Raw genomic sequence first — 7,571 nt, forward strand, 5'->3', positions numbered from 1 at the left:
ATGCTGGCCGACCTGACCGAGCACAAGCCCGTACTGAAAATTCTCTCGCGTGCCGACCTAGCCGACCCCGAAGCGACCCAGCGGTGGATCGCCTTCTTCGATGCCCAGCCGGACAGCCGCGCGGTTGCCGTCACCACGACCCAGGCACGGGAGCTCAAGCAGATTCCGGCGCTGTGCCACGAACTGGCCGGCCAGGTACGCGCCGACCGCGACGTGCGCGTGATGGTGATGGGCATTCCCAACGTCGGCAAGTCGACACTGATCAACGGCCTCGCCGGGCGCAAGATCGCCAAGACCGGCAACGAGCCGGCGGTGACCAAGCGCCAGCAGAAGATACGCATCGACGGACGTGTCTCGCTGATCGACACGCCCGGCGTGCTGTGGCCGAAGATCGAGGATCAGGCCAGCGCCTACCGGCTGGCGGCCAGCGGCGCCATCCGCGATACCGCGATCGAGTACGTCGACGTCGCCATCGTCTGTGCCGCCGAACTGGCCAAACGCTATCCCGACGCCCTGCGCGAGCGCTACCGGCTCGATGAACTACCCGTCTACGTGGCGCCGAGCGAGACCGACAACGTCGACGCCGATGGCCCCAGGCTGGTCGATTTCCAGGCCAGGGCCGGGTTCGACGGCCATGCGATCATGAGCGAGATCGCGCGCAAGCGCGGCGGCCTGAAGGCCGGCGGGGTGATCAACCTCCACCGCGGCGCCGAGGTCCTGCTGCACGAGCTGAGAGACGGCAAGCTCGGCCGGTTGACCCTGGAGCTGCCGGAGGATATCCCCGAACCCGTCGAGGAGGATATCGACGCCTCAGAGAGCTGACCGCCCACCATACAGATACACCGAAAATCCTTCCGTTTCTGCCCCTTGCGCCGCGCCAGCGCGGCGTTATGCTGGGAATCGGTGACACAGCCCACCGGGGAATACCGACTTCCCGCCCTCTTCAACCCGCCTGACGTTTTAGGCTGTGCAGCTTACGGAACTTCAATGAACAGCCCCATTCGGAAATCGCACAAGCTCGACAATGTCTGCTACGACATTCGCGGGCCCGTTCTCGATCACGCCAAACGACTCGAGGACGAAGGCCATCGCATTCTCAAGCTCAATATCGGCAATCCCGCGCCCTTCGGTTTCGAAGCCCCCGAGGAGATTCTCCAGGACGTGATGCGCAACCTGCCGACGGCACAGGGTTACTGCGACTCCAAGGGGCTCTATTCGGCGCGCAAGGCGATCATGCAGGAGTGCCAGCGCAAGGGAATCCCGGGCGTGGGCATCGAGGATGTGTTCATCGGCAACGGCGTCTCCGAGCTGATCGTGATGGCGATGCAGGCGCTGCTCAACGACGGCGACGAGGTGCTGATCCCGGCGCCGGACTATCCGCTGTGGACCGCCGCGGCCAACCTCTCAGGCGGACATCCGGTGCACTATCTGTGTGACGAGAACGCCGGCTGGTCACCGGATATCGCCGATATCCGCGACAAGATCACGTCACGCACCCGCGCCATCGTGCTGATCAACCCCAACAACCCGACGGGGGCGGTCTACCCGCCGGCGGTGGTCAAGGAGATCCTGGCGGTCGCCCGCCAGCACGGCCTTGTCGTCTTCTCCGACGAGATCTACGACAAGATCCTCTACGACGGCACCGAGCACGTCTCCACCGGCGCCCTGGCCGAAGACGATCAGCTGGTCGTGACCATGAATGGACTCTCCAAGAGCTACCGCTGCGCCGGCTTCCGCTCGGGCTGGATGATTCTTTCCGGGGGACTGGGCAAGCAGAACGCCGAGGACTTCATCCAGGGCCTCACCATGCTCGCCTCGATGCGGCTGTGCGCCAACGTGCCGGCGCAGCACGCGATCCAGACCGGCCTCGGCGGCTACCAGTCGATCAACGACCTGATCCTGCCCGGCGGACGGCTGCTCGCTCAGCGCAACGTCGTGCATGAGAAGCTCAACGCGATCCCTGGGGTCTCCTGCGTCAAGCCAATGGGAGCGCTTTACGCCTTCCCGCGGCTCGACCCGGAGGTCTACCCCATTCACGACGACGCCCAGATGGTGCTCGACCTGCTGCTGCAGGAGCGTATCCTGCTGGTCCAGGGCACCGCCTTCAACTGGCCGATGCCGGATCACGTGCGCATCGTGACACTGCCCTGGGCCGACCAGCTCGGCGATGCCATCGACCGCTTCGCTCGCTTCCTCTCGCGTTATCGACAGTGACCCGCGGCGGTGGCCAGCCACCGCCATGTAACAGGACCGCGCGTTTCGACGCGCGGCCACGCCCCTCTTGAAACCTATTCACGAAAGTCGTATCTAACGGTTCATAACCGCCTGATTACCGGATATTAACGAACAACGGGCTAATCATGAGCCGGCGCATCACATGACGACGGCCACGCTTTCCACGACTGAGGGTAAAGACCGATGATGCGAATCGTCCTGTTCCTGGCAACCAACCTGGCGGTGATCCTCGTCGCCAGCATCACGTTGCGCTTATTGGGCGTCGAGCCCTATCTCAACGCCAACGGGCTGAACATGAACAGCCTGCTGATCTTCTGCTTCGTGTTCGGCATGGCCGGATCACTGGTATCGCTGTTCATCTCCAAATGGATGGCGAAGATGAGCACCAAGGCCAAGGTGATCGAGCAGCCGGGCAACTCGACCGAGCAGTGGCTGCTCGACACGGTGCGTGAACTGGCGCAACAGGCCAATATCAAGATGCCGGAAGTGGCGATCTTTCCGGCCCAGCAGTCCAACGCCTTCGCCACCGGCTGGAACAAGAACGACGCGCTGGTGGCGGTCTCCCAGGGGCTGCTCGAGCGCATGCGTCCCGAGGAAATTCGCGCCGTCCTGGCCCACGAGATCGGCCACGTCGCCAACGGCGACATGGTCACGCTGGCGCTGATCCAGGGCGTGCTGAACACCTTCGTGATGTTCTTCGCGCGGGTGGTGGCCCAGGTCGTCGACAGCTTCCTGCGCGGCCGCGACAACGGCGGCGGTCTGGGCTTCATGGGCTATTTCGCGGTCGTCATCGTGGCCGAGATCGTGTTCGGCCTGGTGGCGTCGATCATCGTCGCCTGGTTCTCGCGCTTCCGCGAGTACCGCGCCGACGCCGCTGGCGCCAAATACGCCGGCAGCGGCGCCATGATCAACGCCCTGGCCAGACTGAAGTCCGAGACCAGCCAGCCGGACCAGATGCCCGACTCGCTGACGGCCTTCGCCATCACCACCGGGCAGACCCGCAAGATCATGGAGAAACTGTTCGCCAGCCACCCGCCGCTGGATGACCGCATCCGGGCTCTGAAAGAGTCCGCCTACCGGGAGTGACGTCCATTCGGGACGATGCCCGAGACGCTAACGGATTCCTCCCAACGCCCCGCCCTGTGCGGGGCGTTGGCTTATCCCGACGCCTACCCGGCCAGCGTTCCCTCGCGTTGCTCCCTTTCGGCCAGTCGTCGACTCGATCCGGCGCGCTCTGCGCCAAAGACGTGCAGATAGGGCACCCGGGCCGGGCCGTCGACCGGTGGAGGACGCGGATGGATAACCCTTTTCAGCGCCGCGGCATGCAGCTTGCTAGGTCAGTCCCGACTGCTCTAGCGAGGATCGAACCATGGCCCTGCCCCAAGCCGACAATGACTACCCCCTGAGCGAAGTGCCCGACGACGCGCGCAAACCCTTCGCGTCGCTGGCCTTGCTGTTGCTGGGCTTCACCTTCTTCACCGCGACCATGTTCGCCGGCGGCCAGCTCGGTGCGGCGTTTCCGCTGGGAGAGCTGCTGGCGTTGATCGTGGTGGGCAATCTGCTGCTGGGCATCTATGCCGCGGCGATCGCCGGCATCGCCGCGCGCTCCGGTCTCAGCACGGCGCTGATGTCGCGGTTCGCGCTGGGCGAGCGCGGCAGCGCGCTATCCGATCTGCTGCTGGGCATCACCCAGGTCGGCTGGTACGCCTGGGGCGTGGCCACCATCGCCAACGTGCTGGTCTCGACGCTGGAGCTCCCTCCCGGCTGGTCAGCCCCGTTGATGGTGCTGTTCGGCTTCGGCTTCTGTTTCACCGCTTTCGTCGGCTACCGCGGCCTGGCGCTGCTCTCTAACGTGGCGGTGCCGGCGATGGCGCTGCTGATCGCCATCAGCATGATCATCGCCTGGCGCGATGGCGGCGGCTGGACCGGGCTGGCCGCCATCGCCCCCAGTGCCGGGCTGGGCTGGGCAGCCGGTATCACCATCATCTTCGGCACCTTCGTCTCCGGCGCGACGCAGGCCAGCAACTGGAGCCGTTTCGCGCGCACGCCGCGTCAGGCGATCACGGCGACCCTGCTGGCGTTTTTCATCGGTAATGGCCTGATGGTCTTGATCGGCGCCGTGGGTGCTCTCGTCTATCAGCAACCGGACGTGGTCGCGGTACTGATCCTGCAGGGCCTGGCCGTCGTCGGGCTGGCCATGCTGTTCCTCAACCTGTGGACCACCCAGGACAACACCATCTACAACTTCGCCGCCGCCGGCTGCAACCTGCTGCGCACCCGCCAGCGTGGCTGGGTGACGCTGGGCGGCGCGGCGATCGGCACGCTATTGGCGCTGGCCGGGATGGATACGCTGCTGGTGCCCTTTCTGATCGCGCTGGGCACCTGCATCCCACCGCTGGGGGGCGTGATCATTGCCGACTACGTCTTCCTGCGTCGCGGCCACTATCCCAGGCTCGACGTTGCCAGGTTGCCGGCGTTTCATCTTCCCGGGCTCGGCGCCTATGCGTTGGCAACCCTGGGCGCCTGGTTCTCGCCATGGGTGCCCCCGCTGGTCGGCATCGCGCTGGCGCTGGCGCTCTACCCGCTGTGCTGTCGCTGCCTGGGCCAACGATCCATGAAGCCGGCGCTATAAATCCGCTCCAGCGGGGCTCGAGCCTGTTCAGCGGCATCGAGATCGTCTGCATCCATATCTCCGGCCCGGGTGTATCCCCGGTGCAGGACATGAAGTCCTGCCCTATTCACGCTCGGAGAGACGCCAATGAAAACCCGACAACTAGCCAGCGTTACCCTGACCGCCACCCTGCTGGGCGGCTTCAGCCTCGCGGCGCACGCCAACGACGTCCCGGCGGACGTGCAGGTCCCGGATGGCAACGAGATTGCCATGGAGACGGTGGGCGTCGGCGAGATCACCTACGCCTGCGAGATGAAGGATGGCGCACACGAGTGGGTGTTCAAGGGCCCGGATGCCAAACTCAACGACGCGGACGGCAACCAGGTCGGCAGCTACTACGGCCCGCCGGCTACCTGGGAATCCAGCGACGGCTCCAAGATCACCGGTACCCAGCTCGCCACGGCCCCCGGCGGCGATGGCAACATTCCCTTCCAGCTCGTGGAAGCCAATCCGGCAGAGGGTGACGGCCACATGTCCGGTGTCACCTACGTACAGCGCCTGAATACCCAGGGCGGCGTAGCGCCGGATATGGCCTGCAGCGAGAACAACGTCGGCGACGAGGAGGTGGTCGAGTACCAGGCGGACTATCTGTTCTGGAAGGCCAGCTGATCCGGCCACGCCGCTGACCCGCAGCGCCCGCCGATCGCGACAGCGGGTCATTGCAGACCGACACGGGCTCGCCATGACGAGCCCGTGTTGCGTAGTATGAGATTTACTGGCCCCAGCGGGGTGCGCTTCAAGGAAGTTCGTGTGACAGACGATGCAGCAGCGTTCAATCCGTCGGCAGCCGATGATCATGGTGCCCTGCTCGAGGCTTGTGCCAGGGGAGAGCGTCAAGCGCTGCAGCAGCTCTACGCGCTGGAAGGTTCGCGCCTGCTGGGGGTGGTAGCACGCATCGTCGGCGATCGCGGTATCGCCGAAGACATCATTCACGACGCCTTCGTCAACATCTGGAACAAGGCGCACACCTTCGATGCCACGCGTGGCTCGGGCAAGACCTGGATCTTCAGCGTCGCCCGCCACCTGGCGCTCAACCACGTCAGAACCCGGCATCGGGAAGTGACCGTCGATGACGAGACTGCCGACAGGCTCGACGCCGAGCGCGCTCAGGAGGCGGAGACGGACATGCAGGATCATTTCGACTGGCTCGGTCACGGGGACCTGGATCGCTGCCTGGCGCAACTGGCGCCCGAGCGGCGCAACTGCCTGTTTCACGCCTATGTCGACGGCTTCAGTCACCCGGAGATTGCCACGCGCATGGATCGCCCGCTCGGCACCGTCAAGGCCTGGATCAAACGCAGCCTGGCTGCACTGCGCGAGTGCCTGTCATGAGCGATCATTCGGCGTCGAGATCTCCGCTCGGACCTGAGGAGACCGAGGATCTGGCAGGCGAGTACGTGCTCGGCACACTGAACGCCGAGCAGCGTCGCGATGTCGAGCGTCGTCTGCTCGAGGACCCGCAACTGCAGCAGGCGATAGGGGATTGGGAGAGGCGCCTCCAGCCCTATACCGCGATGGTCGAACCGGTCGCGCCATCGAACCGCCTATGGCCGCGCATCCTGCGCACGCTCGACAGTCAGGAGGCCGCACAATCGGCGCCGGCGGATGACCGCGCCACTCACCCGGCCGGGCTGCTGAGCCGATTGTGGCATGACCTGACACTGTGGCGAGGCTTGAGTTTCGCCAGCATCCTCATCGCCGCCGGCCTCGCCGCCATGCTGGCGTTCAGCCCTGCGCAGGCGCCCTCCTCTCGCTACCTGGTGGTATTGATGACCCCTCAACATACGCAAGCCGGCTGGATCGTGCAGGCGAGTTCACCGCGGCAGATCAGCCTGAAACCCGTCGGCACCTTCGAGGTGCCGCCCGGCAAGGCGCTGGAGTTCTGGACCAAGGCGGATGACTGGAGCGGCCCCGTCTCCCTGGGCCTGGTCGAGCCCGGCGAGACCAAGCAACTGTCGCTTGACGATCTCCCGCCACTGGAGGACAACCAGCTGTTCGAACTGACCCTCGAGGACGACACCGGCTCCCCGCTGGACCGCCCGACCGGCCCGATTCAGTTCATCGGCCGCGCCGTCGAGCTGTAAGCCGCCGCCAGCCATCGAGGATGGATGCGCAGGCTCGCGGTGGCCGCGACCGACGTCTGCTCGATGCCAATGAGAATGGTTGACATTTGCCGGCGTCAGGCGCCTAATTGGTTGACACTATCAACCGATTAGGCGCGACATGTCCGAGACGACGTTCGGTGAATCCCTGCATCAGCTCATGCATGCCTACAAACGGGCGCTGCGCCAGGCCTATGCCGACGCCGAGCTGGACCTCACCGTCTCGCACATTCGCACGCTCAAGGCGATCCGCGGCCAGATGCCCTGCACCGCCCAGGCCATCGCGCAGCGCACCCAGCGCGACAAGGCCCAGATCACCCGACTGCTTCGCGACCTGCTCGATGCGAACATCATCGTCAAAGCGCCACATCCAGAGGACGGGCGCAGCCAGATGCTGTCGTTGACCGGTCATGGCCGAAGCCTGCTTGAGAGCGTCGATGCGTGCGAGCGCGAAGCCCACGAGCGGCTATCGAACGGGATGACGCAGGCGGATCTCGACGCCTTCCTGCGCCTGTCGCGGTTGATGATCTCCAACCTGAAGTCACGGGAGTCCCGATGCCCAA

Annotated in this window: 8 protein-coding genes; all 8 read left to right on the top strand. The window is 65.2% G+C overall.

Translation table 11 applies throughout. The annotated features are described in order from the left end of the window. A partial coding sequence (locus AC3AYF_RS15695; RefSeq protein ID WP_487779976.1) for a YlqF/YawG family GTPase occupies positions 1 to 822 on the top strand: 822 nt, incomplete at its 5' end. A 165-nt stretch (positions 823 to 987) separates the two neighbouring features. After that, positions 988 to 2,214, top strand: a complete 1,227-nt coding sequence (locus tag AC3AYF_RS15700) for a pyridoxal phosphate-dependent aminotransferase (RefSeq protein WP_295037643.1) — start codon at positions 988 to 990, stop codon at positions 2,212 to 2,214. Between the two features lie 204 nt (positions 2,215 to 2,418). Beyond that, positions 2,419 to 3,321: a protease HtpX gene (htpX, locus tag AC3AYF_RS15705; RefSeq protein WP_295037641.1), complete on the top strand. Its 903-nt coding sequence runs from the start codon at positions 2,419 to 2,421 to the stop codon at positions 3,319 to 3,321. 283 nt (positions 3,322 to 3,604) lie between these two features. Beyond that, complete coding sequence (gene codB / locus AC3AYF_RS15710; RefSeq protein WP_295037639.1) at positions 3,605 to 4,867, top strand: cytosine permease; 1,263 nt, start codon at positions 3,605 to 3,607, stop codon at positions 4,865 to 4,867. A gap of 126 nt (positions 4,868 to 4,993) precedes the next feature. Beyond that, positions 4,994 to 5,515, top strand: coding sequence for a DUF3455 domain-containing protein (locus AC3AYF_RS15715; protein WP_295037638.1), 522 nt, complete (start codon positions 4,994 to 4,996; stop codon positions 5,513 to 5,515). A 141-nt stretch (positions 5,516 to 5,656) separates the two neighbouring features. After that, the gene (locus AC3AYF_RS15720; protein ID WP_295037636.1) at positions 5,657 to 6,238 is read left to right on the top strand and encodes a sigma-70 family RNA polymerase sigma factor; all 582 of its coding nucleotides are present in this window, start codon (positions 5,657 to 5,659) and stop codon (positions 6,236 to 6,238) included. After that, the gene (locus tag AC3AYF_RS15725; RefSeq protein WP_295037634.1) at positions 6,235 to 6,990 is read left to right on the top strand and encodes an anti-sigma factor; all 756 of its coding nucleotides are present in this window, start codon (positions 6,235 to 6,237) and stop codon (positions 6,988 to 6,990) included. Before AC3AYF_RS15720 ends, AC3AYF_RS15725 begins: the two co-directional genes overlap by 4 nt. Positions 6,991 to 7,129: 139 nt before the next feature. Next, the coding region (locus AC3AYF_RS15730; protein ID WP_487779977.1) for a MarR family winged helix-turn-helix transcriptional regulator at positions 7,130 to 7,571 on the top strand (442 nt) is incomplete at its 3' end.

Source organism: Salinicola sp., from assembly GCF_982684285.1.

Bases quoted from the DNA above. Each gene is read 5' to 3' on its own strand.
- AC3AYF_RS15700 (WP_295037643.1), top strand. From the start codon at position 988: ATGAACAGCCCCATTCGGAAATCGCACAAGCTCGACAATGTCTGCTAC.
- htpX (WP_295037641.1), top strand. From the start codon at position 2,419: ATGATGCGAATCGTCCTGTTCCTGGCAACCAACCTGGCGGTGATCCTC.
- codB (WP_295037639.1), top strand. From the start codon at position 3,605: ATGGCCCTGCCCCAAGCCGACAATGACTACCCCCTGAGCGAAGTGCCC.
- AC3AYF_RS15715 (WP_295037638.1), top strand. From the start codon at position 4,994: ATGAAAACCCGACAACTAGCCAGCGTTACCCTGACCGCCACCCTGCTG.
- AC3AYF_RS15725 (WP_295037634.1), top strand. From the start codon at position 6,235: ATGAGCGATCATTCGGCGTCGAGATCTCCGCTCGGACCTGAGGAGACC.